General features: G+C 53.9%; 1 pseudogene. It reads right to left on the bottom strand.

Annotated elements, in window-relative coordinates:
- Positions 1–13: 13 nt before the first annotated feature.
- Positions 14–664: pseudogene (locus tag PG883_RS23695) on the bottom strand (IS5 family transposase); the annotation flags it as partial.

The following is a 664-nucleotide window of genomic DNA, read 5'->3' on the forward strand; positions in this document are numbered from 1 at the left end:
CTAGGCTGTGTTCTCAAAATGCTGGTTTTCTGTCCACACATAACTCGCGCAAGTAGCGAAGGCAGAAAGCCAGTTTGATAAAGGCTGCAAAACTCTTGGCTAGCTTTTCATATCTCGTTGAAAACCGGCGAAACTTCTTCAACCAACCGAAGCACCGCTCCACGACATTGCGCCTGCGGTAATGCACCTTGTCCAGTACCAATGGACGCCCCTTATGGCGCCGTTGCTGGTCGCTGCGTTGCGGAATGACCGCTTTTATCCTTCTCCGCCGTAGCTCGGCTCGAAAGGCTTTGCTGCTATAGGCCTTGTCTGCGGCAAGATGCGCTGGCCGTGTTCGGTAGCGACCTGATGACGTTGGTATCCTCGCCATGGCCAACGCGCTTGTTGCATAGCTGATTTCTGCTGATTGCCCCGGTGACAGGCAGAAGCTCAGTGGTAAGCCATGACCGTCCGTGACCAAGTGAATTTTGCTGCCGAAACCTCCCCGCGAACGGCCAAGGGCTTGATTCATTGAGGTGTTTTTTTACGTGCACCGGCAGCATCTTTGGATGCTCTGACATTGGAGCCGTCCAGGCACCACAGGTCGAAATCGATGAGCCCTTCTTCATTGAGCTTGAGTTGCAGCGCTTCCAGAATGGCATCAATCCGGCCTGCATCCTGCCAA

The sequence above is a fragment of the Aeromonas sp. QDB25 genome, assembly GCF_027707725.1.
Taxonomy (GTDB): Bacteria; Pseudomonadota; Gammaproteobacteria; order Enterobacterales; family Aeromonadaceae; genus Aeromonas; species Aeromonas caviae.